Annotated in this window: 28 protein-coding genes; 19 read left to right on the forward strand and 9 right to left on the reverse strand. The window is 70.0% G+C overall.

The features are described from left to right. The 6 genes from KILIM_RS18970 to KILIM_RS18995 all read left to right on the forward strand — a co-directional run. Positions 1-479: extracellular solute-binding protein (locus KILIM_RS18970; protein ID WP_006594361.1), on the forward strand; the 479-nt coding region annotated here is incomplete at its 5' end. Between the two features lie 128 nt (positions 480-607). After that, entirely contained in the window at positions 608-1519 is a 912-nt protein-coding gene (locus tag KILIM_RS18975; protein WP_006594362.1) for a carbohydrate ABC transporter permease, read from the forward strand. Positions 1520-1638: 119 nt separating this feature from the next. Then, positions 1639-2421 carry a carbohydrate ABC transporter permease gene (locus KILIM_RS18980; protein ID WP_006594363.1) on the forward strand — a complete coding sequence of 261 codons (783 nt, stop codon included), beginning with the start codon at positions 1639-1641 and terminating at the stop codon, positions 2419-2421. Beyond that, positions 2418-3353, forward strand: coding sequence for a Gfo/Idh/MocA family protein (locus KILIM_RS18985; protein WP_006594364.1), 936 nt, complete (start codon positions 2418-2420; stop codon positions 3351-3353). The genes KILIM_RS18980 and KILIM_RS18985 overlap by 4 nt, the downstream gene beginning before the upstream one ends. Positions 3354-3355: 2 nt before the next feature. Then, positions 3356-3733 carry a YidH family protein gene (locus KILIM_RS18990; protein WP_006594365.1) on the forward strand — a complete coding sequence of 126 codons (378 nt, stop codon included), beginning with the start codon at positions 3356-3358 and terminating at the stop codon, positions 3731-3733. Positions 3734-3746: 13 nt separating this feature from the next. Next, positions 3747-4088 carry a DUF202 domain-containing protein gene (locus KILIM_RS18995; RefSeq protein WP_006594366.1) on the forward strand — a complete coding sequence of 114 codons (342 nt, stop codon included), beginning with the start codon at positions 3747-3749 and terminating at the stop codon, positions 4086-4088. A 30-nt stretch (positions 4089-4118) separates the two neighbouring features. On the opposite strand, the gene KILIM_RS19000 is transcribed toward KILIM_RS18995, so the two are convergent. Then, positions 4119-4787 carry a GntR family transcriptional regulator gene (locus KILIM_RS19000; protein WP_006594367.1) on the reverse strand — a complete coding sequence of 223 codons (669 nt, stop codon included), beginning with the start codon at positions 4785-4787 and terminating at the stop codon, positions 4119-4121. Between the two features lie 85 nt (positions 4788-4872). On the opposite strand from KILIM_RS19000, the gene KILIM_RS19005 reads away from it, so the two are divergent. The 9 genes from KILIM_RS19005 to KILIM_RS19045 all read left to right on the forward strand — a co-directional run bounded on the left by KILIM_RS19005 (position 4873) and on the right by KILIM_RS19045 (position 12265). After that, positions 4873-6003, forward strand: coding sequence for an Ldh family oxidoreductase (locus tag KILIM_RS19005; RefSeq protein ID WP_006594368.1), 1131 nt, complete (start codon positions 4873-4875; stop codon positions 6001-6003). A gap of 148 nt (positions 6004-6151) precedes the next feature. Continuing rightward, positions 6152-6472 (forward strand): putative quinol monooxygenase, encoded by a 321-nt coding sequence (locus KILIM_RS19010; protein WP_006594369.1) that lies wholly within the window; start codon positions 6152-6154, stop codon positions 6470-6472. A gap of 19 nt (positions 6473-6491) precedes the next feature. Then, the gene (locus KILIM_RS19015) at positions 6492-7571 is read left to right on the forward strand and encodes an isocitrate/isopropylmalate dehydrogenase family protein (RefSeq protein WP_006594370.1); all 1080 of its coding nucleotides are present in this window, start codon (positions 6492-6494) and stop codon (positions 7569-7571) included. 73 nt (positions 7572-7644) lie between these two features. Then, the gene (locus tag KILIM_RS19020) at positions 7645-8079 is read left to right on the forward strand and encodes a cupin domain-containing protein (RefSeq protein WP_006594371.1); all 435 of its coding nucleotides are present in this window, start codon (positions 7645-7647) and stop codon (positions 8077-8079) included. Then, positions 8076-9515 (forward strand): aldehyde dehydrogenase family protein, encoded by a 1440-nt coding sequence (locus KILIM_RS19025; RefSeq protein WP_006594372.1) that lies wholly within the window; start codon positions 8076-8078, stop codon positions 9513-9515. The genes KILIM_RS19020 and KILIM_RS19025 overlap by 4 nt, the downstream gene beginning before the upstream one ends. 61 nt (positions 9516-9576) lie before the next feature. Further along, positions 9577-9852 (forward strand): hypothetical protein, encoded by a 276-nt coding sequence (locus KILIM_RS19030; RefSeq protein WP_006594373.1) that lies wholly within the window; start codon positions 9577-9579, stop codon positions 9850-9852. Then, complete coding sequence (locus tag KILIM_RS19035; RefSeq protein WP_006594374.1) at positions 9849-10172, forward strand: type II toxin-antitoxin system PemK/MazF family toxin; 324 nt, start codon at positions 9849-9851, stop codon at positions 10170-10172. The genes KILIM_RS19030 and KILIM_RS19035 overlap by 4 nt, the downstream gene beginning before the upstream one ends. A 180-nt stretch (positions 10173-10352) precedes the next feature. Beyond that, positions 10353-11258 (forward strand): hypothetical protein, encoded by a 906-nt coding sequence (locus tag KILIM_RS19040; protein WP_157551832.1) that lies wholly within the window; start codon positions 10353-10355, stop codon positions 11256-11258. A gap of 260 nt (positions 11259-11518) precedes the next feature. Next, on the forward strand, positions 11519-12265 hold the full coding sequence (locus KILIM_RS19045; protein WP_040563871.1) for a hypothetical protein: 747 nt from the start codon (positions 11519-11521) through the stop codon (positions 12263-12265). Between the two features lie 183 nt (positions 12266-12448). On the opposite strand, the gene KILIM_RS19050 is transcribed toward KILIM_RS19045, so the two are convergent. Continuing rightward, on the reverse strand, positions 12449-13453 hold the full coding sequence (locus tag KILIM_RS19050; protein WP_006594377.1) for a LacI family DNA-binding transcriptional regulator: 1005 nt from the start codon (positions 13451-13453) through the stop codon (positions 12449-12451). Between the two features lie 222 nt (positions 13454-13675). On the opposite strand from KILIM_RS19050, the gene KILIM_RS19055 reads away from it, so the two are divergent. Both KILIM_RS19055 and KILIM_RS19060 read left to right on the forward strand, forming a co-directional pair. Next, a complete protein-coding gene (locus tag KILIM_RS19055) occupies positions 13676-14848 on the forward strand; it encodes a Gfo/Idh/MocA family protein (protein WP_006594378.1) in 1173 nt (390 codons plus the stop codon). 51 nt (positions 14849-14899) lie between these two features. Continuing rightward, a complete protein-coding gene (locus tag KILIM_RS19060) occupies positions 14900-15901 on the forward strand; it encodes a sugar phosphate isomerase/epimerase family protein (protein ID WP_006594379.1) in 1002 nt (333 codons plus the stop codon). 34 nt (positions 15902-15935) lie between these two features. On the opposite strand, the gene KILIM_RS19065 is transcribed toward KILIM_RS19060, so the two are convergent. The 3 genes from KILIM_RS19065 to KILIM_RS19075 form a co-directional block, all read right to left on the reverse strand. Beyond that, the gene (locus tag KILIM_RS19065) at positions 15936-16400 is read right to left on the reverse strand and encodes a TA system VapC family ribonuclease toxin (protein WP_006594380.1); all 465 of its coding nucleotides are present in this window, start codon (positions 16398-16400) and stop codon (positions 15936-15938) included. Continuing rightward, positions 16397-16660: a hypothetical protein gene (locus KILIM_RS19070; protein ID WP_006594381.1), complete on the reverse strand. Its 264-nt coding sequence runs from the start codon at positions 16658-16660 to the stop codon at positions 16397-16399. Before KILIM_RS19070 ends, KILIM_RS19065 begins: the two co-directional genes overlap by 4 nt. A gap of 94 nt (positions 16661-16754) precedes the next feature. Beyond that, the gene (locus tag KILIM_RS19075; RefSeq protein ID WP_006594382.1) at positions 16755-17597 is read right to left on the reverse strand and encodes a formate/nitrite transporter family protein; all 843 of its coding nucleotides are present in this window, start codon (positions 17595-17597) and stop codon (positions 16755-16757) included. A gap of 274 nt (positions 17598-17871) precedes the next feature. On the opposite strand from KILIM_RS19075, the gene KILIM_RS19080 reads away from it, so the two are divergent. After that, complete coding sequence (locus KILIM_RS19080; RefSeq protein WP_006594383.1) at positions 17872-18834, forward strand: L-lactate dehydrogenase; 963 nt, start codon at positions 17872-17874, stop codon at positions 18832-18834. A 21-nt stretch (positions 18835-18855) separates the two neighbouring features. Here the strand turns inward: KILIM_RS19080 and KILIM_RS19085 are convergent, their stop codons facing one another. Beyond that, on the reverse strand, positions 18856-20364 hold the full coding sequence (locus KILIM_RS19085) for an aldehyde dehydrogenase family protein (protein WP_006594384.1): 1509 nt from the start codon (positions 20362-20364) through the stop codon (positions 18856-18858). A gap of 140 nt (positions 20365-20504) precedes the next feature. Here KILIM_RS19085 and KILIM_RS19090 point away from each other — a divergent pair, with 140 nt between their 5' ends. Then, complete coding sequence (locus tag KILIM_RS19090; protein WP_006594385.1) at positions 20505-21767, forward strand: MFS transporter; 1263 nt, start codon at positions 20505-20507, stop codon at positions 21765-21767. 53 nt (positions 21768-21820) lie between these two features. On the opposite strand, the gene KILIM_RS25375 is transcribed toward KILIM_RS19090, so the two are convergent. From KILIM_RS25375 to KILIM_RS19100, 3 genes are all read right to left on the reverse strand, one after another. Continuing rightward, on the reverse strand, positions 21821-21997 hold the full coding sequence (locus KILIM_RS25375; RefSeq protein ID WP_006594386.1) for a hypothetical protein: 177 nt from the start codon (positions 21995-21997) through the stop codon (positions 21821-21823). 36 nt (positions 21998-22033) lie between these two features. Then, a complete protein-coding gene (locus tag KILIM_RS19095; RefSeq protein ID WP_306302369.1) occupies positions 22034-23563 on the reverse strand; it encodes a DHA2 family efflux MFS transporter permease subunit in 1530 nt (509 codons plus the stop codon). Further along, the coding region (locus KILIM_RS19100) for a DUF2871 domain-containing protein (protein ID WP_006594388.1) at positions 23560-23999 on the reverse strand (440 nt) is incomplete at its 5' end. The genes KILIM_RS19095 and KILIM_RS19100, both read right to left, overlap by 4 nt.

A 23999-nucleotide genomic window follows, 5' to 3' on the forward strand; every position in this document is an offset into this window, starting at 1 on the left:
GACACCCGGGATACGTGCACGTCCAGACCTCGCTGCTCGAGCTCGGCCAGATGCGCGCGGCCCTCGGTGACGAGAACGTCGAACTGGGCGCGCCGCTGAAGGGCACCGTGCAGGCCACGTTCGGCAACCCCGGACTCCTGGCGATGACGAGCATCACCGCCAAGGAGAATCAGCCAGCCGCGCTGAAGGTGATGCAGTTCCTGGCTTCTGCGGACCAGCAGGCGAAGCTCAACAAGGCCTCCGGCACCTTCCCGACGCGCACGGATGCGCCGCCGCCCGGTGACAGCAAGGACATCGCCACGATGGCGCAGGCCCTCAAGGTCGCCAAGCCCGGTGAGCCCTCGCCCGCCGCGCGCCAGGTCATGGCTGCGCTCGCTCCCCGGATTCAGGGTGCGCTGCGCGGCGACTACACGCCCAAGGAAGCGCTCGACCAAGCCGCCACCGAGGCGAACGCCATCCTCGCGCGCACCGTGCGCTGAGGCCACCAGCGACAACTCCACCGGCTGCTGCTGCGCGGCCCACCACCGAGCGCCGCGCAGCAGCACCACTTGATTCCAAACCCGCCGCACGTTCGCCATCGCGACCGCTGCCCCGAAAGGACCCCACCATGACCGCACTGGCTCAGGCCGCGGCGCGGCGGCCCGTGACCCGCCACCGGGCGAAACGCCGCGAGGCGATCGCCGGACTGCTCTTCGTGCTGCCGACCATCGCGATTTTTGGCCTCTTCAAGTTCGTGCCCATCATCGGCGCGTTCGGCATGAGCGCCACCGAATACAGCCTCAACGGTGACTTCGAGTTCATCGCCGCCGACAATTACGTGCGCCTCGCGCAAGACCCGAACTTCTGGCAGAGCCTGAAGGTGACGATCCTCTACGTCGTCATCTTCGTCCCGCTCATCATCGCGGTCTCCCTCATCACCGCGGTACTGCTGGACAAGGTCACCCGGTTCACCGGGACGTTCCGTGCCCTCCTCTTCGTGCCCTATCTCAGTTCGTTCGTCATGGCGGGCATCATCTGGACCTGGATCTTCTCCACGGACGGCCCGCTCAACGCCGCCTTGGGAGGCCTCGGCTTTGCCGGCATCCCATTCCTGGCCGGCCCGCAACTGCTCGTGCTCTGCGCACTTGCGACGGTGTCGGTGTGGAAGGGTTTCGGCTACTCCATGCTCATCTTCCTGGCCGGCCTCAAAGCGCAGCCCCGCGAGGTTCACGAGGCTGCCGCCATCGACGGTGCGAATCCGTGGCAGACGTTCTGGCACGTCACGTGGCCCATGCTCCGCCCGGTCACCCTCTTCATCCTCATCATCGAGACGATCGTCGGCTTCCAGGTCTTCGACACCGTCTACGTCATGACCGGCGGCGGGCCCAACCGGGCGAGCCACAGCCTCATCTACTTCCTCTACGACGAGGGATTCAAGTTCTTCGACTTCGGCTACGCCTCGGCCGTCGGCGTCGTGCTCTTCCTCATCGTGCTCGTGCTCTCCCTTGCCCAGAACCGCCTCGTCGAGCGAAAGGCCTGAACATGTCCGTCTCGACCGAGATTGCCGCCCCGGCCACAGTCCCACCCGTCTCTGCTCCGCAAAAGCGGCGTCGGCAACGGCGGCCCGCGAGTAGGAGTCGGCGCAGCCAGCGGTGGTTGATGTTCACGCTCGTGCTCATCGCCCTCTTCACCGTCGCACCACTTCTCGCCGTCGTCGTGCTGGCGCTCTCGCCGGCAGACGCCCCGACGATTCCCTACGCCATCCCGCAAGCGCTCACCTTCGACAACATCATTCGGGTCTTCCAGGTCGGCGCTTTCCCCCGATGGCTGCTCAACTCCACGATCTATTCGGTCGTGTCCGTCCTGATCGTGCTGCTCACGGCCTCCATGGCGGCCTACGCCCTCGCTCGTAAGCGGTTCCCGGGGCGCAACGCCCTGTTCTGGGCGATCGTCGCGACCCTCATGGTGCCGATGCAGGCGACCCTCATCCCGACCTTCATCCTGATTTCGAGGATGGGCGGCGTGGATACCGTTTGGGGCCTCATTCTGCCGACGCTGGCGAATGCCCAGGCGGTCTTCCTCATCCGGCAGTTCATCGCCGACCTGCCCGACGAACTCTTCGACGCGGCGCGGATCGATGGTGCCGGCGAATGGCGGACCTTCGTGTCGGTCGTGCTGCCCCTCATCCGGCCGGTGCTCGCGACGCTCGCGATCTTCGTCTTCCTCTGGCACTGGAACGACCTGCTGTGGCCGCTCGTCGTCGGCCAGTCCGACGCCGCGCGCACCCTAACGGCAGGCCTGGCGACCCTCAACACGGAGACCGTGTCGACCGCGATCGTCATGGCGGCCACGCTCATCAGCTTCCTGCCGTGCCTGCTGATCTTCGTGCTGCTGCAGCGACACATCGTCGACAGCATCACCGCGGGGGGCGTCAAGGGATGAGCACGCTGCGCTTCGGCCTCATCGGCGTCGATTCGCCACACTCCGTGCAGTTCACCCAGCTGCTGGGGGACGGATCGGCGTTCGGCGCCACGATCACGCATGCCTGGCAGGCGCCGACCTCGGCCGACTTTCCGCCGAGCCGGGACCGGAACGACGACCTGGCGGCACAGGTCTCCTCGCTCGGCGTGGCGCTGTGCGACAGCCCGGCGGCGGTGGCGCGGCACTGTGACGCGCTGCTGCTGGTCGCCTCCGATGCACGCACCCACCCCGAGCTCTTCGCGCGCGTTGCGCCCTTGGGGCGGCCCGTCTACGTCGACACGCGGTTCGCCCTCACGGTGGCTCAGGCGCGGCTCATGCTCGACCAGGCACGGGAGGCGGGGGTGCTCGCTCTCGCCGGCTCGCCGAAGCGGTTTACGCCGGAGTTTCTCGCCGCGCGCGGTGACGGCCGGGTCGAACGCGCCGACCTCGTCGCGCCGCTACCGACGCAACCGGGACATCCGGACTTCGGGTGGTACGGCTTCCACGCCGCCGACCTGCTTGTCAGCGCCCTCGGGCCGGACATCGAGCGGGTCGACGCGAGTGGTGCCGGGCCGGTCGTGCTGACGTGGGCCGACGGTCGCGTGGCGACCGTGCGGGGGGAGGCCGTGTGGTCACCGCACACGACCGGCACCCTCGCGGGCGACGGCGGCGCGGCCCGCGAGTTCGACATCGAGTCCGGCTTGCCGATGCTGCACGGTCTGCTGAAGGCGCTGGTGGTCGCATGCCGCTCCGGGGAGCCGACCGTGCCGCCCGCCGAGATTCTCGCCGGAGTCGCCATCGTCGAGGCGGTCCACGAAAGCCGGCAGCTCGGCGCTCCGGTAGCGATCGATCGGGGTGCTGTGCGCGCTGCGCCTTGCGCGCCCGACAACCAGCCCGCTCGGGCGAGTAGCTGACCGTGAGCACCCTCCGGCCAGGCGGGCGTCGCTTCCCGCGCAGCGTGTACGGCGTCGGCACCGAGCCGGATCCGCGGTTCAGCCTCGCCAACGAGCGGACCTTTCTCGCCTGGATCGGAGTGGCGCTCGCCGTCTTTTCCGTCGCCGTCGGCATCGAGTCCCTCGCGGTCAACCTCGAACCCACCCTTCGCACCAGCGCCTCGCTCGTGCTGATGGTGGCGGGCCTCGGCTGCGCGGCCCAGGCCTGGTGGGGCTGGCGCAGCGTCGAGCGCGCGCTGCGCCTGAGCCAGCCGCTGCCGGGGCCGCGCCCGGGGCTGTGGCTCACGGCGGCGCTGTCCCTGGTCGGGGTGCTTCTGCTGGCCTCGGTCGTGCTGTCGTGACGCCCCTCGAGTTGTGAGCGCCAGCGTTGTGAGCGCCATCGACGGGCCGTGGGACCCTGGCCTGCAACTCGAGCGCACGAGCCTGGCTTGGCGGCGCACCGCTCTGCTCGTCCTCGTCGCCGCCTGCGCCGCCGCGAAGCTGACGTGGGGCGGCGGCGGCCCGGTGCTCCTCGTCATCGCTCTGCTTGTCGTGTGCAGCGCGAGTCTGGTCCCGCTGGCCGCCCGCCGTCATCGTCGCTGCCACGCCGCACTGACTGCTCTTCGCCCGCTGCCGGGCGGGGGACTTATCGCCTACACGAGTGCTGCGGTGTTGCTGGGCGGCGCCTTGATGCTCGCCTACCGCCTCGCCGCCTGAAGAGCCCGAAGCCGCGCCGTCGCTACGCGGCTATTCGGCGAGGTGGGCGGCGACGGCGACGACCGCGACCTCTCGGGCGGAGTGCACGTGCTCCTCCGCTGCGGCGCGGGCGATCGTCGGGTCGCCGGTGCCGATGGCGGCGAGGATCGCGCGGTGCTCGGCCAGCGCTTGGGTGCGCCGGTCCTGGGTCTCGTTGGTGAAGACGCGGTAGCGGGCCATCTGTACGTCGATCTGCGCATGCAGCCGCTGCGCCCACGAATTGGAGGCGATCGACGCGATCGCCTCGTGAAAGTCGTGACCCGCTCGCATCGCCTCGTCGGGGAGATCGACGAGCCGGGCATTGCGATCCACCAAGGACTCCAGGCGCGCGAGGTCGGCGGGGGTGGCGCGCGCGGTGGCCTCCGCGGCGAGCAGCCCCTCCAGCGCGGCGCGCACGCCGTAGAGCTCCTCGACGTCGTCGGCCGAGATGCCGCGCACGACAACGCCGCCGGTCGGTAGCTGCTCGAGCAGCCCCTCGGCGAACAGGAGGCGGACCGCCTCGCGGAAGGGGGTCCGGCTCACCCCCAGCGAGGCCGCCAATTCGGTCTCGTTGAGCCGCACCCCGGGCGCCAGCTCGAGGGCCAGGATCTGGCGGCGCAGCTCGGTGTAGACCAATTGACTGCCGGACGCCCGGCGCAGGGGCGAGTGCGACGTGGCCACAGGAACTCCCTGCGTATTTGTATACAAGTATGCTTCACTCGTCTCAGTGTTCCACGAACGACCGCCAGACGAGGGGATTACCGCCATGTCGCAGCAGGCCATGTCGACCAGCGCGCAGTCGAGCACAGCCCGGATGCCCACAGCCCAGGTGCCCACAGGCGCCCCCGCCACCGTGAGTGCCGATGACTTGCGGCGCTGCGTCTCCGGCATCCTCATCGCCCACGACGTGCCGCAGGCCGACGCCGACCTGCTCGCCGACACCCTTGTCGTCGCCGAGCTGTGGGGTCACGCCTCCCACGGCGTCCTGCGGCTGCCCTGGTACGTCGATCGGCTGCGCAGCGGCGCGATGCGCGCCGTGACGCAGACCGCGGTCGTGCAGGACAGCGGCGCTGTCGTCGTCCTCGACGGGCAGGACGGCATCGGCCAGATCGTCACGGCCCGCGCGGTCGAGATCGGCGTCGAGCGCGCCCGCAGCCACGGCGTCGCCGCGATCGGGGTGCGCAACTCCGGTCACTTCGGCATGGCCGCCTACTTCACGCGGATCGCCGCGGAGGCGGGCTGCGTCGCCTTCCTGTCGACGAATGCCTCCCCGGCGATGGCCCCCTGGGGCGGCCGGACGAAGGCGATCGGCACCAACCCCTGGTCGATCGCCGCTCCGGCCGGCAGGCACGGGGTCGTCGTCATGGACCTGGCGAACACGGCCGTCGCCCGCGGCAAGATCTACCTCGCCAAGGAGCGCGGCACGACCATCCCCGACGGCTGGGCCGCGGCCCCCGACGGCAGCCCCACCACTGACCCGGCGGTCGGCATCGAGGGGCTCATCCTGCCGATGGCCGGTCCGAAGGGGTACGTCATCTCGTTCATGATGGACGTCCTCTCCGGCGTCCTCACGGGCAGCAGTTTCGGCGCCGACGTCGGCGGACCGTACGAGAAGGACCGCCGCAGCGGAGCCGGGCACCTGCTGCTCGTCATCGACCCCGCCGCGATGGGCGACCCGGGCGAGTTCGCTGCCCGCGCCGAGCAGCTCGTCGACGACACCCGCGGCGGCGACCTCGCGGCCTGGGCCGGCGAGATCCTCGTGCCCGGTGAGCTCGAAGACCGCAGCCGCGCACAGAAGGAGGCGCGCGGCATCAGCCTGGCGAGCGCCACGTGGGATTCCCTGCGGGTCCTCGCCGCCCAGGCCCGCGTGCCGGTGCCTTCTGTGCGGCCCGCCTGACGGTCGAGTCGTCACTTTCGCAGACCGCCCGACAGGCCGAGTCGTCAATTTCGCGGGCCATTCGTCACGCGTTATCGACGGATCGCGGCGCGAAGTGACGACTCGCCGCACCGCCTCCACGCCCGCCCCCATCGAAAGGACCACCCCCATGATCGCCCTCACCGTCACCCTGCAGGTGCAGCCCGGCCACCTCGAGGACTTCCTCGCGGCCATCACGACCAACGCCGAGCGCACCTTCACCGACGAGCCCGGCTGCCGCTACTTCGACGTCAACCAGAGCCTCGACGACGACCACCGGTTCGTCTTCTACGAGCTGTACGACGACGAGGCCGCCGTCGAGGCGCACCGCGCGGCACCGCACTTCGCCACCTGGCGCGAAGCGGCCGGTCAGTTCGTCGTGTCCGGCAGCCAGGTCAACACCCTCGCCCGCGTGCTCGTCTCGCACGCGGGCCCCACGCAGACCGCCTGATTCGCGAAGGAGCGAAACGATGAAGATCCTCGTCTTGCCCGGAGACGGCATCGGCCCCGAGATCACCGACGCCACCCTGCGCGTGCTCACCGCCCTCGACGAGCGCCACGGCCTCGGCCTCGACCTGACGACCCAGGAGATCGGCCTGACGACGCTGGCCAGTCAGGGCACGACCCTGCCCGACGATGCCCTCGCCCAAGTCGAGCAGGTCGACGGCACGATCCTCGGCCCGGTCTCGCACTACGACTACCCGCCGCGCGCCCAGGGCGGCATCAACCAATCCGCCGAGCTGCGGGTGAGGTTCGACCTCTTCTCCAATGTGCGCCCCGCCCGCTCGATCGCCGACCTCGCCGTGGTCCGCGAGCCGATGGACCTCGTCATCATCCGCGAGAACACCGAGGGCTTCTACGCCGACCGCTCGATGCACCTGGGGGCTGGCGAGTTCATGCCGGATGCGGACACGGCGCTGTCGATCCGCAAGATCACCCGGCGCGCTTCGACGGCGGTGGCGCGCACGGCCTTCGAACTGGCCCGCGGCCGGCGCAAGCACGTGACCGCCGTGCACAAGGCGAACGTGCTCAAGGTGACCGACGGGCTGTTCCTCGACGCCGTGCGGGCCGTCGCCGCCGACTACCCGGATGTCGAGCTGCGCGAGCTCATCGTCGATGCGACCGCCGCGCGCCTGGTCAAGAAGCCGGGCGACTTCGACGTCATCGTCACGACGAACATGTTTGGCGACATCCTCTCCGACGAGGCGAGCGAGCTGTCGGGAAGCCTCGGTCTCGGCGGGTCGATCAACGTCGGCGGCGACATCTGCGTCGCCCAGGCCCAGCACGGCTCGGCTCCCGACATCGCCGGTCAGGGCGTCGCGAACCCCGTCTCCCTCATCCGGTCGGCCGCGATGATGCTCGACTGGTTCGGCAGCCGCAGCGGCCGGGCCGAGCTCGTCGACGCCGGGCGTCTCATCGAGGAGTCCGTCGACGCCGTCATCGCCGACCCGGCCACCCGCACCCGCGACATCGGCGGCGCCCTCGGCACGACCGAGTTCACCGACGTGCTGCTCGCCGACCTCGACGCGCGGATTGCGGTCCACGCCTGACGACCCTCCTGGCCGCTGAACGCACAGAACTGTGTGGCTAGCGGCCGCCTCGAACCACTCCTAAGGACACGACATGACCGACCAGATCACCGCCCCCAACCTGCTTATCCGCCCCGACGCCGTCGAGCCGTTCGACCGCGGCAACGGCGTCACAACGATCCCGTACGTCGGCAAGTGGAACTGCGAGACCAACCGCGTGACGACGGGCCAGACCCAGTTCGCCCAGGGCACCGGCCTGCCGCTGCACAGCCACAACGTTGAGGAGACGGTGCTCATCCTCGAGGGCGAGGCCGTCGCGGAGATCGGTGACCAGGAGTTCGAGCTCGTCGCCGGTGAGGCGACCTGGGTGCCGGCCGGGGTCCCGCACCGCTTCTACAACCGCGGCGAAGGCACCATGCGCATCTACTGGGTCTACGGCGGGCGCGACGTCACCCGCACGATGACCGCCACCGGGGAGACCTTCGAGCACCTCTCGGAGAGCGACCGCGGGGGTTTGAAGAAGCCATGACCAGCAACGTTTCGAACGCTCTGCTGACGGCTGCCAGCGCCGACCCGTCGGCGCAGATCGTCACGATCGACCCGGCCACCGGCGCGGAGTTGGCCCGCTACGACGCGATGGCCCCCGGCGACGTCGAGCGGACCCTGGCGGCCGTGCACGGCGCCGCCGGTCAGTGGGCCGCGACATCGGTGGCCGAGCGAGCCGCGCTTCTGCGCTCACTGGCGGCGGTCCTGCGCGGTGATGCCGACCGCCTCGCCGCGCTCGCGACCGCCGAGATGGGTAAGCCGCTGGCCGAGGCGCGCGGCGAGGTTTTGAAGTCCGCGACGACGGCCGAGTATTACGCCGAGGCCGGCCCGGCGCTCCTGGCCAATGCGCCGGTCGATCTCGACACCCCGGAGGTCGAGGCGTGGGTCGCGCAGGAGCCGATCGGCGTCGTGCTCGCCGTCATGCCGTGGAACTTCCCGATCTGGCAGGTGATGCGCGCGGCGATCCCCATCGTCATGGCGGGCAACGGCCTGCTGCTCAAGCACTCGCCGAACGTCACGGGCTCGGCGCTGGCGATGCGCGAGGCCTTCGTCGCCGCCGGCTTTCCTGCCGACCTGGTCGGGGTGCTCGTCGTCGCCGAACCCGACGTTCCGCAGACGATCGACGGGCTCATCGCCGACCCGAGCGTCGCGGCGGTCACCCTGACCGGCAGCAACCGGGCGGGCGCGGCCGTCGGAGCCGCCGCGGGCCGCGCGGCGAAGCCGTCGGTGCTGGAGCTCGGCGGATCGGACCCGTTCGTCGTGCTCGCGGATGCCGATGTCGCCGCTGCTGCGGCGGCGGGGGTCAAGGCCCGCTTCCACAACGCGGGGCAGAGCTGTGTGTGCGCCAAGCGGTTCGTGGTGCACGCCGACGTCGCGCAGGAGTTCACGCGGCGCTTCATCGAGGGTGCCCGGGCGCTGGTGCTGGGTGACCCGACCGACGCCGCGACGCAGATCGGTCCGCTCGCGCGTGCCGACCTGCGGGAGGTGCTCCAGCGACAGGTCGACGAATCCGTGGCTGCGGGAGCGGAACTCGCCGCGGGCGGCCGACCCGTCGACGGGCCGGGCTGCTTCTACGAGCCGACGGTCCTGACGGGCACCGGCCCGGGGATGGCGGTCTTCGACGAGGAGACGTTCGGCCCCGTCGCGGCCATCGCCGTCGCCCGCGACGACGACCACGCCGTCGAGCTGGCGAACGCCACCGAGTTCGGCCTCGGCCTCTCGGTGTGGAGCGCATCGACCGACCACGCGCTCGCCGTCGCCCGCCGCATCACCAGCGGCGCGGCCTTCGTCAACGCGATCGTCGCCTCCGACCCGCGCCTGCCCTTCGGCGGCACCAAGCGCTCCGGTTACGGCCGCGAACTCGCCGCCCCCGGCCTCCTGGCCTTCAGCAACTCACGCACCTTCTGGGTCGCCCGTTAGCGCCGGCTCCGATCGTGCATCGGTCTTGCGGGCCGCATCAATTCGCAGCACAATATGATGCATGAAGATGCAGCGCGGTGATGCCGTAACACGCAAGAGCACTCCGCTGAGCGCTCAGGACGTCGCTGACCTGGCCGCCATCCGCCGCGCGCCCGAGTTCGCCGCCAGCACCGAGGCCGCCACGCTCAACCGTCTCCTGCGAATCGGCATGGACGCCGTGCTGGAGCGCCAGATGGAGGAGGGTTATCGGGTGCTGGGCGAACAGCGCGGCTCCGACATCGCCGAGCGTCGCTCCGTGGCCCGCCGTCGGCGTCCGAGTTGGGCCGACGAACCATGAGCCAGCCGCTTGAGCGCGGTCGGGTCTATGCGGCCGTGTTGGGCACCCTTGGTGAGAAGTACTACCTCGTCGTCTCCAACAACCAACGCAATCGAAATCTGGACTCGGTCGTCGCCGTCCGACTGACCACGTCACTCAAGCCGCCCCTGCCGAGCATCGTCGCGCTCGATCCGGATCGCGACGGGTTCCAAGGGCACATCGTGTGCGATGACATCGTGGAGATCTTTGATGACGAGGTGCGGCGGGACTTGGGTGCGGTCTCCTCGCAGACCATGCGTTCCGTCGAGGCCGGGCTGAGGGCCGCGCTGGGGTTGCGCTGACGATCGGGCGCGTCGACCCTGCGTGAGGCAGCGAACTGCTCGACCATGGATCTGGAAGGCGCACTGTTGTGTCCGCCTCGCCCAGCGGGGTTGTCGACGTTGCTCAGCCTCTGGTGTCACGATTGCTCCAGGTGCCGCACCTCAGGTGGGTGTGTGCGGTGGGGTGAATGGGACGGCAAAATGTCTGGAACCAACTCGGGGAGTCCTGGCGGGCGGCCGCCTGCGGGGGAGGGTGGCGACGGCCAGGACGTCGTGCGCGGCCAAACGCCAGGCCGGGTTTCGCCGCTCGAGCAGTTCCCCGCGCGGCGGCGTGGTCTGCGCTGGCCGCGGTCCATCGCGGGGCGGGTGGGTCTGGGGCTCGCGGCTCTGCTGCTGGCCTCCGGGCCGTTTGGGCTCGTCGGCTTCGTGACTGCTGCACCTGACAGCCAGGGCGGTGTGGAGAGTGTGGAGCAAGTGGCAGTGGCGCCGGTGGTGTGGAACACCGTCGGCGTCAAGGCCAAGTCGCTGCGCATTCTGGCTCCGCAGGGCTCGCTCTCACTTTCCGCAGGCAGCGCCGGGCAGGTTGACACGACCTGCGACGACACCTCGAGTCAGACCACGGGAGACGCGCAAACCGTGCGCATCTCCTGCCTGGACTACTCCAGGGTGCTGGAGGTGAAGGTGCCGGCGAACATCCCCGTGACCATCGTCGGGCCCGAATCCCTGCAGGTCGACGGCAGTTTCGACGCCCTGACCGTGGAGGCCGGTGAAGACGTCACGCTGAACGATGTCTCCGGTGACGTGAAGATCGAGAACCGCGGCAGCGTGACCGGCAGCATCGCCAAAGCCGACACGGTGCACCTCGACAGCAGCGGCCCGGTCGAGCTGAGCCTGCGAACGCCCGTGCCGTCGGTCGACATCACGTCGGGTGAGGGTGGGGTGACGCTCGCCGTGCCACGTCCCACGAGCCCGGCGGGCGCGTACAGCCTCACGTTGCAGGCAGCCGCCGGGGTAGCTGCCAGCGTGATCCCCGACGTCGCCGACGCACCGAACAAGGTCACCATCACCACCCGCAGCGGCGACATCCAAGTGACGCCCAACCAGTAGCCCGTGGTCAGCATCGGCTGTGGCAGGGCTTCACCGCACAGAGTGATCCCCTAGATGACGACGGGAGGGAGCTAGGGCATGGACCGAACCAGCCATGGCCACAGCCGGAGAGCGACCCTTGGCGCCGGCCTGAGGTCCAAGACTCGGTCCCGGGCTCGACGCCGGGGGCCTTCACTCACTCTCCGATCGAGTCGTTTCCAGACAGGCGCCCGCTGCGCCTCAGGCGCCCGGGGCCGAAACCGAATGCCCCGGTCGGCCGGGTGAACTGGACGATGGCGGCTGCGGCGCTGGCGTTCGGCGGACTCTTCGTCGCCGCCAGCGCCGCCATCATCAACACCCAACACGAAGCCCACATCACCATGGTGCAAGGGGCTGCCCCCGCGCCGATCGACGTGCAGGGCACCTCGTTGGAAGTCGTGTTCCCGGAGTGGGGTCTCACCATCCACAGTGGTCCTCCCGGGCAGATCGAGCCCCCGTGCGGCGACGCCGTGAGTGAGCTGGCCGGCGCGGTGCAGGTGCTGCGGCTCACGTGCGCCGACGTCATGAACCCCGGCGGAGTGCTGGGCGACTTGACCGTGCCGTCCAACCTGCCCGTGAAGATCATCGGCGGCGACACGGTCACCGCCAGCGGTCAATTCGCTTCGCTCACGCTGCAGTCCGGCGCAGAGGTGACCCTCAATGACGTGTCGGGCGACGTGCTGGTCGAGACGACCGGCCCGGTGACCGGCACTATCGGCGCCGCGAAATCGGTGCAGGTCGACACGAGTGGGCGGGTCGAACTCGGCCTCAAACGGCCGGTGCCGAAGGTGGCGATCTCGTCCTCCGCCGACGGCGTCCTGCTGACGATGCCCTCGCCCCGGCCGCCCGAGCTCACCTACGCGCTCGACCTCGACGCCACCGGCGGCCGCGTCGTCAACTCCGTGCCGAGCACCCCCGGCGCCGCTCACTCCGTCGCGGTCACCAGTACTGGCGGAGACATCCAGATCCGCACCGCAACGACCCAGTAACGGCCCGGTGCCGTGCGGCAACCCTGAGCAGCGGAAATCCCGTGGCTCCTCGGCTCGCGAGCCGCAGTGTCACCCCGAGTGTGCCGGTGCCCTGAAAGATAGTGTTCGCTTTTGCAGGGCTGACGGGGCAAAAGCGAACACTATCTTTCACGGCCGGGCTTCCAGCGGGCCTGTCGGGGGCTCCTACCTCGGTGGCGGGGCCGTGGTGCCGCGCAGGACGAGTCGAGGCTGCACGCTCGTCGTCGTCGGGGGACGGGTCGGGTCGTCGATGCGGGCGATGAGCGCCTGCGCGGCGAGTCGGCCGACCTCCGCGCCGCGGGCGTCGACGGAGGTGAGGTCGACGATGCCGGTGGCGGCGATCGGGGAGTTGTCGTAGCCGACGAGGCTGACGTCCGCCGGCACGCTGCGGCCCGCCTCGCGCAGCGCCTGCCAGGCGCCGAGGGCCATCAGGTCGTTGGCTGCGATGATGGCGCTGACCTGGGGTTCGTCGGCTAAGAGGGTTGCAGCGGCCGCATGGCCGGACGCCTCGTCGGTGCCGCCGCGCGGGGTCGCGTGCAGGGTCAGCCCGCGGGCCGCCATCGCCTCCCGGTAGCTGCGCTCACGCTCCAGCGCCGGGCCGCTGTCGCCTGCCAGAAACGCAATCCGCTGGTGGCCGAGCGCGGCGAGGTGCTCGACGGCAGCCGCGGAGCCGGCCGCCTCGTCGGCGAACACCAGGTCGGCCCCAGCGACTCCCTGGCGGCGCACCCCGACGACGACCGTCGAGACGCCCACTCCGGCGGCGTCCGCCGTACGCGGCTCACCGGCGATGACCAGGCCGTCGACTCGCGCCGACAGGTACCCGTGCACCGGGCTCTCGGCCAGGTGCGAGTTGAGCGCCGCGTCGGCGACGCTCACGTGGAAGGTCGTGCCCGCCAGCCCCTCCCGCAGTCCGGCGAGCAGGTCGACGAACCACAGGTTGGCGAAGTCGTCGATGACGACACCGATCGTGTTGCTGCGCTGCCCGGCCAGGGTTGCCGCCGCCCGGCTGGGGCGATAGCCGAGTTCGTCGATCGCCTGCTGCACCGCCTCCCGGCGGGCCGGGCTGACCTGCGGCGACCCGCGCAGCACGAGCGAGACCAGCGACTTGCTGACACCGGCCCGCTGCGCGACGTCGTAGATCGTCACGCGCGACGTCGAGGTGGTGGCCATGCGCTCCTCCTGATGGCTGGCGGGTCTGGGTAGAGCACCCTCGCCGACGGTTGCGCTGGCAGCCCACGGTTGCGGTCGCAACAGCAACCGTCGGCTGCGGGCGCAACCGTGGACGTCGGGGGCCGGGTTCGGGTGCCGGGCTCCCCGAGCTGGCGGGGTTGACGGCAGGATCAGGCTACCCGTAATGTTTGGAGCGCTCCAAACGAGTCAACGAGGATTCCCATGTCACTCGGCATCGCCGTCATCGGAGCCGGTATGGCCGGCAAGTCCCACGCCGCCGGATACCGCGTGGCGCCCACCCTCTACGACACCAAGCTGCCCGACCTGCGGTACGTGAGCATCGCCGACGTCAACGAGCCGCTGGCCCGCGCCACCGCCGCCCGCTACGGCTACGAGCGGCACGACGCCTCCTGGCAGGCCGTCATCGAGGCCGACGACGTCGACGTCATCAGCATCGTCGTCGCCAACCACCTGCACCGCCCGATCCTGGAGGCCGCCCTTGCCGCGGGCAAGCACGTGCTGTGCGAGAAGCCGCTGAGCGACACCCTGCAGAACGCCTGCGCGATGGCCGCCGCGGCGAACGCGGCCGACACCACCGCCCGCCTCGGCTTCGTCTACCGCCGCGCCCCCGGCCTCACGGTCATCCGCGACCTCATCGCCGACGGAACGCTCGGGCCGGTGCTGCACCTGTCCGCCCGCTACTGGACCGACTACGGCTGCGACCCCAAGGCCCCCATGAGCTGGCGGTACAAGGGCGGCGAGGGCACGGGCGCGCTTGCCGACGTCGGCAGCCACCTGGCCTATGTCGCCGAGTACCTCGCGGGCGAGGTCACCGCCGTCTCCGGGGGGCAGCTGCGCACGGTCATCGGAGAGCGATTCGTGCCGGCCGGCGCCGTCGTCGGCCACGGCCTGGCCGAGCTCAGCGACGAGACCGAGCCGGTCGAGAACGACGACTACGCCGGGTTCGTCGCGACCTTCGGCGCGGGCACCGCCGGAGCCCTGGAGGTCTCGCGGGTCGCCGCCGGTCACCCCAACTCCCTCATCGTCGAGGTGTACTGCGCGAACGGCTCCGCGAGCTGGGACCAGCGCACCCCCAGCGAGCTCGGGCTCATGCTGCACGAGGGCCCGCACGGCCAGCGCGGCCACCGCCGGGTGCTGCTCGGCAACGACCACCCCTACATCCCCGGCGGCATGCCGATGGACGTCTCCGGGGTCGGCTTCGGACAGAACAACCTCTTCGAGTTCCAGTGCCGCGCGTTCCTCGACGAGGTCGCCGGCGTCGCCGACCCGCTGCCGGTGTGCGCCTCCCTCGACGAGGGCGTGCACAACATGGAGTTGCTCGGCGCCGTCGTCGAATCCGCCACCAACGGTGGCCGCACCGTCACGCTCGGCTGACCCCTCCCACTCCCGTACCTGCACCGCATCAAACCCGCGAAGGATGAAGCAATGAAGCTCGGCGTCTACAACGCGATCCTGCACGACCGCCCGCTGCCCGAGGCCCTCAAGGTCATCGCCGACCTCGGCCTGACCGGCATCGAGCTCAACACCGGTGGCTTCCTCCCGCCGGTGCACATCCCGAACATCGACGAGATCCTCGAATCCGACGCGGCGCGTGACGATTTCCTCGCCCAGTTCGAGGGCACCGGAGTTTCGATCGCCGGCCTGAACTGCAACGGCAACCCGCTGCACCCCAACCGGGCGATCGGTGACGCGCACGCCGACGACATCCGCCGATCGATCCGCCTGGCGCAGCGGCTGGGGCAGACGCGGGTCGTCACGATGTCGGGCCTGCCCGGAGGTGAGCCGGGCGCGACCCACCCGAACTGGGTTGTCAATGCGTGGAACTCGGCCGCGCTCGACGTGCTCGACTACCAGTGGGGCGTCGCCGTGCCGTTCTGGCAGGAGATCGACGCGCTCGCCGGCGAGCACGGGGTGAAGGTCGCCCTGGAGTTGCACCCGCAGAACCTCGTGTTCAACACCTTCGACATCCGCAAGCTCGTCGAGCTGACCGGTGCCACCAACGTCGGTGTCGAGATGGACGCCTCGCACCTGTTCTGGCAGCAGATGGACCCGATCGCGGTCGTCCGCGAGCTCGGCGGGTTGATCTTCCAGGCCGCGGCGAAAGACGTGCGGGTCAACAAGGAGGCGGCCGCCCTCTACGGCGTGCTCGACAACCGATTCCGCCGCCTGGACCCCAGCGAGAACCGCACGAATCTCGGCGGCGACGAGTGGGCCAACGAGTGGCCCAAGCCCGCGGCCTGGGATTTCGTGGCTCTCGGCAAGGGCCACGGCGTGGAGTATTGGGCCGAATGGCTGCGCGCCCTCAAAGAGGTCGACCCCGACATGCTCGTCAACATCGAGCACGAAGACACCGAACTCGGCCGCATCGAAGGCCTGCAGGCCGCCGCCGCCGTGCTCCTGGCGGCCGACGCCCAAGTCGATGGCTAGTCAAGTAGAGGGCTGAACGCCGACCGAAGGCGGGTCAGTTCGGAGGTTCGGTCGCACTATCGTTGAGATTGATCGTCTCGACACCCTTGAACTGGGCGAACCCGTCGTCGGTTGACACCAATATCCACTTCGACGCAGAGGCCCAGGCGGCGAGAAAGCCGTCCATCCAGAGCTTCGGAGACGCGGTCTTGCGGAGCGCAAACTTCGACCAGAGTGCGTCGAGCCCTGGTGGCTCATCCACGTCGTGGCGAATCCTCTCGTCAGCGATCGTCGCTTCGATGACCGCCCACGCTTGAGCATTCGTGAGTGGAGGGCGGTTGAGTCTCTCCAGCACCGCAGTTGTCGTCAGCAAGCGAAGGACGGACAGCTGCACCGGCCGGCACATCACGACCTCCCCGGCTTGCGGCACGGTCTCGAACCACGCCGCGCATTCCTTGTGCCGTGGGTGTCCCTCAAGCAGCAAGGCGATGAACACGTTGGTATCGCACAGGTAGGTCACCAACTGTGGTCCTGCACGTCCTGATCGTTGAGGATTCCCGCGAGCTCGTCCGGACTCAGCGCATCAGGGGGCAGCGCTGGCCCACGATTCGTGATCAGCGGGAACCCGGCCCGGCCTGTTCGGTGGCTCGACTCCGGCCGGTTGGCCAGTCCGTCACGGAGAGCCTCGGTCACGACATCCTTGAACGTTCGGTCCTCACGGGCTGCGCGCATACGCGCCATGCGCAGCAGGTCGTCGGGGAGGTCCAGGGTCGTCTTCATGACCCCAGTATGCGGGCTTGCCAGCTTGCTGGCTAGCTGGCAAGCGGCCTTGCTGGCTAGCCCAGGCTGTGCTTGGGAGGTTTCCCGTTCGCAGTCAGCTCGATTGGCGGCGTAGGTAGCGGGTGTCGTCGTTGGCGTAGGCGTAGTAGAGGCCGATGAGCAGGCCGCCGCCGATGAAGTTGCCGACGAGACACACGGCGACATTGCCGAGGGCGGGCAGTAGGTCGAGATTGCCTTGAAAGCCGACGATGGTGAACAGCACGGTGTTGGCGACCGAGTGTTCCAGGCCGAGGAAGGCGAAGACGAAGACAGACACGATCATGGCCAGGCACTTCGTGAGGTCGTCTTTGATGTAGCCGTTGTAGACGAGCAGCATCGCCAAATTGATCATGAAGTTGCACAGGATGGCGCGGATCAGCAGGTCGACCACGCCCGCTCCGGTCTCCAAATAGGCGAGCTTGATCCCGACGGAGTAGTCCAGGTGCGAGGCGGCGTTGCCGGCCGTGAGCGTGGAGAATGCGAGAAGCGCGGCGATGAGTGCCCCGCCGATGATGTTTCCCAAGTAGCACAGAGCGAGCAGCCGCAGTCCCCGGTACCACTTGATGCGGTGGTAATAGGTGCCGATCGTCACGATCATCATGTTCGACGTGAGCAACTCGGACTTCGTGTAATAGATGAAGACCAGCGCCCAGCCGAACACGAGGGCACCGACGAGTTTGCCGAGAGTCGCGGCCTCGTGGTGCGGGTCGCCGTGCGCGAAGGCCGTAATGGTCAGGTAGTTGGCGAGATAGAAGACGGCGATGATCATGCCGGCCGTCCCCGAACGCTGCAGATAGCGTTGCGCGATCTGCCCGGTCATCGCGTGCTTGGTGTCGAGCGCGTCGAGCACCGTCGAGATGAACTGCTTACCGGGGAACAACTGCTGGGTGTCGCTCATGGCGCTCCATGCGCTCGTGGGACGGGTTCGGGTGCCGGCCGGTGGGGCGTGACCGAGCTGGTGACCACCGGGTGCGCTGCTCGCCCCCATCGTGGGCGCCCGCTAGCCTAGCGACGGCGAGGCGTCCGATGGGGGGCCAAAGCCCCGCTCTTGGGGCCGTTGCGCGACCGGGCGAACGCTCGGCCTCGCCACCCCCAATGGCCCCGTCGACGGTCATAGGGTTGTGCCGAACCCACGCCCTTCACCCATCGGACTGGCCCAAGGAGCCCCCAACATGAAGTACGTCGAAAACAAGGTCGTGCTCATCGGTACCGGTGCGGTCGGCATGGCCTACGCCTTTGCCACCGTCAACCAAGGCATCGTCGACGAGATGGTGCTCATCGACATCAACGAGGCCAAGTCCCGAGCGGACGTGCTCGACCTCAACCACGGGGAGGCGTGGGCGCCCAACCCGGTCACGGTCTCCTTCGGCAAGTACGAGGAGTGCCGCGACGCCGCGATGGTCGTCATCTGCGCCGGCGTCGCCCAGCGCCCGGGGCAGACCCGGCTCGAGCTGCTGGAGACCAACCTGCGGATCTTCCGGGACATCGTCAACCAGGTCATGGCCTCCGGCTTCGACGGCATCTTCATCGTGGCCACCAACCCGGTCGACATCCTCACCCACGCCGTCTACCGCTTCTCCGGCCTGCCGGCCTCCCAGGTGCTGGGCTCGGGCACGACCCTCGACACGGCGCGGCTGCGGTTCAACCTCGGGCAGTACTTCGAGGTCGCGACCACCAACGTGCACGCGATGATCATCGGCGAGCACGGCGACTCCGAGCTGCCGGTGTGGAGCGCCGCGTCGGTGGCCGGCCGGTCCCTCTCCCGTCGAGTCGCCGCCCACCCGGACATGAAGGAAGACCTCGAGCTGATCTTCGTGCAGACCCGGGATGCCGCCTACGACATCATCGGCGCCAAGGGGTCCACGAGCTACGGCATCGGGATGGCGTTGGCCCGCATCACCCGCGCGATCATGTCGAACCAGAAGGTCACGCTGCCGGTCTCCGCGCTGCTCGAGGGCGAGTACGGGCACACCGACCTGCACATCGGCGTGCCCACCAGCCTCGGACGTCGCGGGGTGCGGATGGTCATCGAACTCGACCTCGATGAGGAAGAGCAGGCGCGTTTTGATGCCTCCGTCAACCACCTCAAGGAGATCCAGGAGCCGGCCTTCGCGGCTCTCGACGCGCTGTCCTGACGGCCAGCGCGTCGATGCCCGTCACTCGGTGGCGAACCAGCCGGCGGGTGCCGGGCGGGTGTTGTGCCAGATGTGTTTGGCCTCGCGGTACTCCTCCAGGCCCGCGGAGCCCAGCTCGCGGCCGATGCCGGACTGCTTGAACCCGCCCCACTCGGCCGCCGCAACATACGGGTGGTAGTCGTTGATCCAGATCGTGCCGTGCCGCAGCCGCTGGGCGACCCGCTCGGCGCGGCCCGCGTTCTGGCTCCACACCGCGCCGGCCAATCCGTAGATCGTGTCGTTGGCGATGGCGACCGCGGCGTCTTCGGCGGCGTCGCCGTCGGCGCCCGAGAAGGTCTCGACGGTGAGCACGGGGCCGAAGGACTCGTTCTGCACGCAGTCCATGTCGCTGCGGCAGCCGTCGAGAATCGTCGGGAGGTAGTAGAAGCCGTCGGCGTACTGCTCACCGTCGGGCGGCCCGCCCCCAACACGCAGCACCGCGCCCTCTTCGATGCCGCGCGCCACGTACGCCTCGATCTTCTCGCGGTGCGCGGCGCTGATGAGCGGCCCCGTCTCCGCGTTCTCATCGAACGGCCCCCCGAGGCGGATGAGCTTGGCCCGGCGCACGAGCTCGTCGACCACCTCGTCGTGGATCGACTCCTCGACGACGAGCCGGGTGCCCGCCGAGCACACCTGCCCGGAATCGAGGAAGACCGCCGTCAGCGCGTTGTCGATCGCCGCCGGCAGATCGGCGTCGGCGAAAATGACGTTCGGGTTCTTGCCGCCGAGCTCCAGCGCCACCTTCTTCACGGTGTCGGCGGCCGACGCCATGAGCCGCCGCCCCGTCGCCAAGCCGCCGGTGAACGACACGAGGTCGACGCGGGGGTCGGACGTCAACGGGGGACCGACCGCCGCGCCCGCTCCCAGCACGAGATTGCCGACGCCCTTCGGCAGTCCCAGCTCGTCGAGGGTCGCCAGTAGCCAGATCGCCGTCGAGGGAGTCAGCTCGCTGGGCTTGAGAATGAACGTGCACCCGGCCACGAGGGCCGGCGCGACCTTCCAGCTCGTTTGTAGCAGCGGGAAGTTCCACGGAGTGATGAGCGAGCAGACCCCCACCGGCTCGTGCACGACTCGGCTGCTGACCCCGGGCGTTCCGGTGTCGACGACCCGCCCCGCGTCGGAGCCGGCCAGGGTGGCGAAATGCCGGAAGACGCTGATGACGTCGTCCATGTCGATGCGGGCCTCGACCATGCGCTTACCGGTGTCGAGTGCCTCCAGGCGGGCGACCTCCTCCTTGTCGGCCTCCAGCCGGTCGGCCAGCCGCGCGAGCAACGCGCCGCGCTCCCGCGACGGGGTGGCCGACCACTGCCCCGCCGCGAAGGCGGCCGCCGCCGCCTGCACCGCCGCCTCGGAGTCGGCCACCGTCCCCTCTGCCACGGTGGCGACCAACGTGCCGTCGGCGGGGCAGCGGATCTCGCGAGTGCCGCCCTCGTGCGGCGCGACCCACTCGCCGTTGATGAAGTGCGCGGGCGATGACGGCAGCTGTGCCATGGGAGACCTCCTGGTCGAACAAGTGGGGCGGCGAAATTGATGGTGCGAGCGCTTGGCTGCAACCTACCTGCGCGCACCGACAGGATTCGAGGCGAGCCGCGCCGCCGAACCTTGTCGGTGGGCACTGCGATGCTGTCTGAGTGACCGAGGCCACCGAGGGGATCGAGAGGATCGACGCCGCGACCCGCGAGCGGGTGCAGCGCCGCACACTGCGCATCGTCATGCTCGCGCAGGTGCTCGGGGGCGCGGGTCTGGCCGCCGGCATCACCGTCGGCGCACTCATCGCGGCCGATCTACTCGGCGGGGAGGGCTTCGCCGGGCTGCCGATCGCCCTGTTCACGCTTGGGTCGGGGCTCACGGCCTTCCTCCTGGGGCGGGTCGCCCGGCGGCGCGGTCGGCGGATCTCGCTGTCCGGCGGGTTTTTCGCCGGGGCCGTCGGCGCGGTCGGGGTCATCATCGCCGCGGCCACCGTCAACCTGCCGCTGCTGTTCCTCGCCTTGTTCGTCTACGGCGCCGGCACCGCCACCAACCTGCAGGCCCGCTACGCCGCCACCGACCTGGCGTTGCCCGATCGGCGCGGGCAGGCCGTGAGCCGAGCGCTCGTCTGGACGACCGTGGGCGCCGTCGCGGGCCCGAACCTCGTCGCCCCGCTCGGCGGGTTCGCAGCGTCGCTGGGGTTGCCGCCGCTGACCGGCCCGTTCCTGCTCGCCGCGGTCGCGTACGCCGGCGCCGGGCTGGCGATCACCATTCTCATGCGGCCGGACCCGCTGTTGCTGTCGCGGCGTATCGAAGAACAGGAGGCAGCGTCGGCAGGCCCGCGCAGCGTCGGCCGGGCCTCCCGGCGGCTCGTGGTGGCGGGCGCGGTGACGATGGTCTGCACGCAGGTCGCGATGGTGGCGACCATGACGATGACGCCGGTCGCGATGCATCATCACGGGCACGGCATCGGCGCCGTCGGTCTCGTGATCTCGGCGCACGTCGCCGCGATGTACCTGCCGTCGCCGCTGTCCGGCTGGCTGGCCGACCGTTACGGGCGCACGGTGACCGCGCTCGCCGCCGGCGCGGTGCTGCTGGCGGCCGGTCTCGTCGCGGGGCTGGCCTCCGGAGACTCGCTGGTGTTGATGATGGCCGGCCTCATGTTGCTCGGGCTCGGGTGGAACTTGGGCCTGCTCGCCGGCACCGCCCTCGTCGTCGACGGCACCCTGCCGCACACCCGCCCCCAGACCCAGGGCAGCATCGACGTGCTCATCGCCCTCTCCGGGGCCGGGGCCGGCGTCAGTTCGGGGCTGCTGGTCGCGGCGACGAACTTCGCGACCCTCGCCATCGTCGGGGGCCTCATCGGGCTCCTGCTCGTTCCGGTGCTCACCTGGGCCGCCCGCGACCCCACCCCGGCCGCCGCGTAGGCCCCCGTCCTTCGCCTACGCGCTGGTCGTTCGCCTACGCCTTCGTTGCTCGCCTATTCGGCCGAGGCGTGGGCGGCCGGGCGGATGCTGCGGGCGACCTGCAGGGCGCCGACGAGTCCGAGGACGAGGAAGACGCCGGCGACCGCGACGGCCCAACTGGTGGCGTCGGCGAAGCCGGCGGACAAGGCGTCGACCACCTGCGGGGTCAGCGAACCGAGGGGGCCGTGCACGCCCTGCTCCCGCAGTCCGGAGAGGGCGCCGCCGGCCTAGTCGGTCGTGGCCCGCACGAGCTGCTGGGCCACCTGCGCCGGCACGCCCGCGACCTCGTCGAGGCGCGCCGCGAGATCGGTGCCGAGCCGGGCGGCCAGCACGCTGCCGGAGACGGCGGTGCCCAGCGCGCTGCCGACCTGACGCACCGTGCTCTGCGTGGCCGACCCGGAGCCAGACCGGTCCGTCGGCACGTCCGCGAGCACCAGGGAGGTGAGCTGGGCCGACGCCAGGCCGAGCCCGACGCCGTAGACGGCCAGGCACGCGGCGAAGAGCGCGGGTGAGGTCGCCGGGCCGAGCACGAACACGAGCGCCGCGACGCCGAGCACCTCCAGCGACAGCCCGAGCACGACGACCCCGCGGGGCTCGATGCGCGCGGCCAGGTGCCGAGCCATCGCCCCGGACATGAACGCCCCTGCCGCCATGACAGCGAGCACGACGCCGGCACCCAGAATGCTCAGGCCGAGGACGTTGACGAGGTACAGCGGCAGCACGAAGACAAGAGCGAACTCGCCGACCGCGACGCTCATCGCGGTCAGGTTGCCCCACGAGAACGTCGGCAGCGCGAACAACCGCAGGTCGAGGATCGCCGACCGCCCGCTGTGGGCGCGGTGCCGCTCCCACAGCACGAACAACACGAGGAAGAACACACCGAGGGCGATGGCCACCGGTGCCGCCGAGATCGGCGCATCGGCCGACCACGTCCAGCCGCCGATCTGCAGCGGCGCGATGGGCCGCCACCACCCCAGCGCGCTGCCCTCGATGAGGCCGAAGACGAGCAGGCCGAAGCCGAGCGCGGAGGTGAGTAGGCCGTCGACGTCGACGCCGGGGCCGGCGGGCTCGTGGGAGCGGGTGTTGTCGACGAAGCGCAGGGCGCCGAGCACGACGACCACGCCGATCGGCACGTTGACGATGAAGATCCAGCGCCAGTCGAAGGTCGTCGTCAGCCAGCCGCCCAGCAGCGGTCCGACGGCGGCCATGCCGGCCATCACCGCGCCCCACACGCCGAACGCGGCAGCGCGGTCGCGCCCGCGGAAGATGGCGTTGACAGTGGAGAGACTGGCGGGCAGCACCATCGCGCCGCCGATGCCCTGCAGCGCGCGGGCGGCGATGAGGGCGTCCGCGCCCTGAGCGAGCGCGGCCAGCACACTGGCCACGACGAAGACGACGACGCCGATCCCGAAGACGGTCCGCCTCCCCTGGCGATCACCCAGGCGACCGAACGACAGCAGCAGGGCCGCGAAGACCACCGCGTAGATGCTGTTGACCCACTGCGCCGAGGTGAGGTCCATGCCGAGGTCGGCGATGATCGCCGGCAGCGCGACGCCCACGATCGTGCCGTCGAGCACGATCATCGACAGGCCGGCAGCCAAGAACCCCAGACCGATCCAGCGCCGCCGCCCCGGGTCGCCAGCGGCCCCAGCGGCCCCAGCCGAAGCGCCGTCGGGGCCGGAGCCATCGACGGAGGCGACCTCTCCCGCTCCCGCTGGCGTGCCGGACGAGGAGGGGTCGGCGGGCCGGCGCGTCACCGTTCGCCGGCTTGCAGTTGCAGCGCAGGCACGTCGACGCCGTTCGCGGCCTTGACGCCCGCGCCCACCACCATGAGCAGCAGGACGAAGCCGACGGTCAGCGTGATGTGACCCAGCCCGGCAATGCCGGCGAGCGCCGCCGAGTCGGCCCAAGACGCGCCCTGCACCTGCACGAAGCCCTTGAACGCGAGCATCCCGATGGTGATCGTCAGGCCGACGTTCCACACGATGACGAACAGGCGGAGCAGCCGGTGCCGCTGCAGTTTCAGCGCCACGGTCAGCGCCAGCACGATCAGCAGCATGAGGGTGCCCAGGGCCAGCGCGTGGGTGTGGACGACCGACAGTTGGGTGGTGCCGGTGAAACCCGCGAACTTCGTCATCTCTCGATACGAGACTCCGCCGACGAGACCGACGACGGTCCAGACGATGGCGGAAT

It is taken from the genome of Kineosphaera limosa NBRC 100340 (assembly GCF_000298215.1).
Classification (GTDB): Bacteria; Actinomycetota; Actinomycetes; order Actinomycetales; family Dermatophilaceae; genus Kineosphaera; species Kineosphaera limosa.

Bases quoted from the DNA above. Each gene is read 5' to 3' on its own strand.
- KILIM_RS18975 (WP_006594362.1), top strand. From the start codon at position 608: ATGACCGCACTGGCTCAGGCCGCGGCGCGGCGGCCCGTGACCCGCCAC.
- KILIM_RS18980 (WP_006594363.1), top strand. From the start codon at position 1,639: ATGTTCACGCTCGTGCTCATCGCCCTCTTCACCGTCGCACCACTTCTC.
- KILIM_RS18985 (WP_006594364.1), top strand. From the start codon at position 2,418: ATGAGCACGCTGCGCTTCGGCCTCATCGGCGTCGATTCGCCACACTCC.
- KILIM_RS19005 (WP_006594368.1), top strand. From the start codon at position 4,873: ATGTCGCAGCAGGCCATGTCGACCAGCGCGCAGTCGAGCACAGCCCGG.
- KILIM_RS19010 (WP_006594369.1), top strand. From the start codon at position 6,152: ATGATCGCCCTCACCGTCACCCTGCAGGTGCAGCCCGGCCACCTCGAG.
- KILIM_RS19015 (WP_006594370.1), top strand. From the start codon at position 6,492: ATGAAGATCCTCGTCTTGCCCGGAGACGGCATCGGCCCCGAGATCACC.
- KILIM_RS19020 (WP_006594371.1), top strand. From the start codon at position 7,645: ATGACCGACCAGATCACCGCCCCCAACCTGCTTATCCGCCCCGACGCC.
- KILIM_RS19025 (WP_006594372.1), top strand. From the start codon at position 8,076: ATGACCAGCAACGTTTCGAACGCTCTGCTGACGGCTGCCAGCGCCGAC.
- KILIM_RS19030 (WP_006594373.1), top strand. From the start codon at position 9,577: ATGAAGATGCAGCGCGGTGATGCCGTAACACGCAAGAGCACTCCGCTG.
- KILIM_RS19035 (WP_006594374.1), top strand. From the start codon at position 9,849: ATGAGCCAGCCGCTTGAGCGCGGTCGGGTCTATGCGGCCGTGTTGGGC.
- KILIM_RS19040 (WP_157551832.1), top strand. From the start codon at position 10,353: ATGTCTGGAACCAACTCGGGGAGTCCTGGCGGGCGGCCGCCTGCGGGG.
- KILIM_RS19050 (WP_006594377.1), bottom strand. From the start codon at position 13,453: ATGGCCACCACCTCGACGTCGCGCGTGACGATCTACGACGTCGCGCAG.
- KILIM_RS19055 (WP_006594378.1), top strand. From the start codon at position 13,676: ATGTCACTCGGCATCGCCGTCATCGGAGCCGGTATGGCCGGCAAGTCC.
- KILIM_RS19060 (WP_006594379.1), top strand. From the start codon at position 14,900: ATGAAGCTCGGCGTCTACAACGCGATCCTGCACGACCGCCCGCTGCCC.
- KILIM_RS19070 (WP_006594381.1), bottom strand. From the start codon at position 16,660: ATGAAGACGACCCTGGACCTCCCCGACGACCTGCTGCGCATGGCGCGT.
- KILIM_RS19075 (WP_006594382.1), bottom strand. From the start codon at position 17,597: ATGAGCGACACCCAGCAGTTGTTCCCCGGTAAGCAGTTCATCTCGACG.
- KILIM_RS19080 (WP_006594383.1), top strand. From the start codon at position 17,872: ATGAAGTACGTCGAAAACAAGGTCGTGCTCATCGGTACCGGTGCGGTC.
- KILIM_RS19085 (WP_006594384.1), bottom strand. From the start codon at position 20,364: ATGGCACAGCTGCCGTCATCGCCCGCGCACTTCATCAACGGCGAGTGG.